This is a genomic window from Candidatus Polarisedimenticolia bacterium, from assembly GCA_035764505.1.
In the GTDB taxonomy this organism is placed as follows: Bacteria; Acidobacteriota; Polarisedimenticolia; order Gp22-AA2; family AA152; genus AA152.
This window is the reverse complement of the sequence record DASTZC010000102.1, coordinates 1-2,178: the sequence shown is the minus strand read 5'-3', so window position 1 is coordinate 2,178 and position 2,178 is coordinate 1. Positions and strand designations below refer to the sequence as shown.

At 65.0% G+C, this 2,178-nt stretch carries 1 protein-coding gene; it reads left to right on the top strand.

Annotation, left to right across the window (positions count from 1 at the left end; translation table 11 throughout):
* The first annotated feature begins 314 nt into the window (after nt 1–314).
* On the top strand, nt 315–2,129 hold the full coding sequence (gene ftsH, locus VFW45_06905) for an ATP-dependent zinc metalloprotease FtsH (GenBank protein ID HEU5180502.1): 1,815 nt from the start codon (nt 315–317) through the stop codon (nt 2,127–2,129).
* The last annotated feature ends 49 nt before the right edge of the window (nt 2,130–2,178 follow it).

Genomic DNA, 2,178 nt, shown 5'->3' with positions numbered 1-2,178 from the left:
GCGCCCTTCTCGTCGTACCGGGTGAGCTGGGGGTCGAAATCCTGATGCGCCATGCCGCCCGCGATTCGTCTAATGCCAGCCCCAGGGAGTCGAGTCATGTGCGGAGTGCCCACAGTGCGCGGTCGTACGAGGCCCTGAATTTGACAGCAGCGAAGGCCGCCGGGGATTGCGGGTTGTCGGGTCCCGAAGCCGTTCGCGCCCTCCTATTTCGTGACTCATCGGTCGTGAAGCGCGCCGGCCCCCTCATCATCGAGCCCGTGAGACTGGCGGTCCTGAAAACGGTCCAACAATGCGCCATGTTATGCTTTCCTGGCATGAATCAGGTCTACAAGAACCTGACCCTCTGGATGGGCATCGGCCTGATCGTGATCCTGCTGTTCACGGTCTTTGAGGGAACCGAGAAAAACGGCCAGGCACAGCCCAATTTCTCGGATTTCCTCAAGGCGGTCGAGCAGGGGCGAGTCGACTCCGTGGTCATTCGCGGCAACCTGGTGACCTACGCGCTGAAGGACGGCGGCGCCACCCAGAAGACCTATGTGGTCGACGACCCCGATCTGGTGAAGACGCTCCGGGACCACGGAGTGAAGATCGCGGTCCGGCCACACGACTCGAACCTGTGGTACGCGATGTTCCTGCAGTGGGTGCCAATGCTGCTGTTCATCGGCGTCTGGATCTTCTTCATGCGCCAGATGCAGGGCGTGGGCGCCAAGGCCCTCTCGTTCGGCAAGGCGCGAGCGCGCCGCATCTCGGAGAAGCAGAATAAGGTCACCTTTCAAGACGTCGCCGGCATCGACGAGGCCAAGGAGGAGCTCCGAGAGATCATCGAGTTCCTGCGGGATCCCCAGAAGTTCCAGAAGCTCGGCGGGAAGATCCCGAAGGGCGTCCTCCTGGTCGGCCCGCCCGGCACCGGCAAGACGCTCCTCGCCAAAGCGATCGCGGGCGAGGCGAACGCGCCGTTCTTCTCCATCTCTGGGTCGGACTTCGTCGAGATGTTCGTCGGCGTCGGCGCCTCCCGGGTCCGCGACCTGTTTGAGCAGGGCAAGAAGCACGCCCCCTGTATCATCTTCATGGACGAGATCGACGCGGTCGGCCGCCGCCGGGGCGCCGGCCTCGGCGGCGGGCATGACGAGCGCGAGCAGACGCTGAACCAGCTCCTCGTCGAGATGGACGGCTTCGAGACCAACGACGGCGTCATCCTGATCGCCGCGACGAACCGGCCGGACGTGCTGGACCCGGCACTGCTCCGGCCGGGCCGCTTCGATCGCCAGGTCGTGGTGCCGAGGCCTGACGTCAAGGGTCGGGAGGAGGTCCTCCGGGTCCACGCCCGCAGGATTCCGCTGGCGCCGAACGTCGAGCTGAAGGTGCTGGCGCGGGGCACTCCCGGCTTTTCGGGGGCCGACCTCGCGAACCTCGTCAATGAGTCCGCCCTCCTCGCCGCGCGACAGAACAAGACGTTCGTCGAGATGACGGACTTCGAGAACGCCAAGGACAAGGTCCTGATGGGGGTCGAGCGGCGGTCGATGATCATCAGTAACGCCGAGAAGCAGACGATCGCCTATCACGAGGCGGGCCACACGCTGGTCGCCGACTTCCTGCCCGGCACCGATCCCGTGCACAAGGTCACGATCATCCCGCGCGGCCGGGCCCTCGGGCTCACCCAGCAGCTGCCGCTCGACGACAAATACAACTACTCGAGGGAATACCTCATCAACCGGATCACGATCCTGTTGGGCGGCCGGGCCGCGGAGGAGATCGTGCTGAACCAGCTCACGACCGGGGCCGGGGATGATCTCGAGAAGGCCACGGAGATGGCGCGCAAGATGGTCTGCGAGTGGGGCATGTCGGAGAAACTCGGGCCCCTCACATTCGGCAAGAACGAGGAGTACATCTTCCTCGGGCGGGAAGTCGCGCGGCATAAGGACTACAGTGAGGAGACCGCGTTCCAGATCGACGTGGAGATCAAGCGCATCATCGGCGACTGCGCGCATCGCACGCGGGTGATCCTCGAAGAGAACCTCGAAAAGCTCCATGCGCTGGCGCGCGCGCTGCTCGAGCGCGAATCGCTCGACGGCGAAGAGGTCGCCCTGATCCTCCGAAGCAGCACGCCCTTCGGCGCCGCTGCAGCGTAACGCCGTCGATCGGGGGGCGACCCCGAGTGTCCCCTGCGCCAGCACGAAG

Coding starts and splice junctions, on each gene's coding strand:
- ftsH (HEU5180502.1), top strand. CDS start 315: ATGAATCAGGTCTACAAGAACCTGACCCTCTGGATGGGCATCGGCCTG.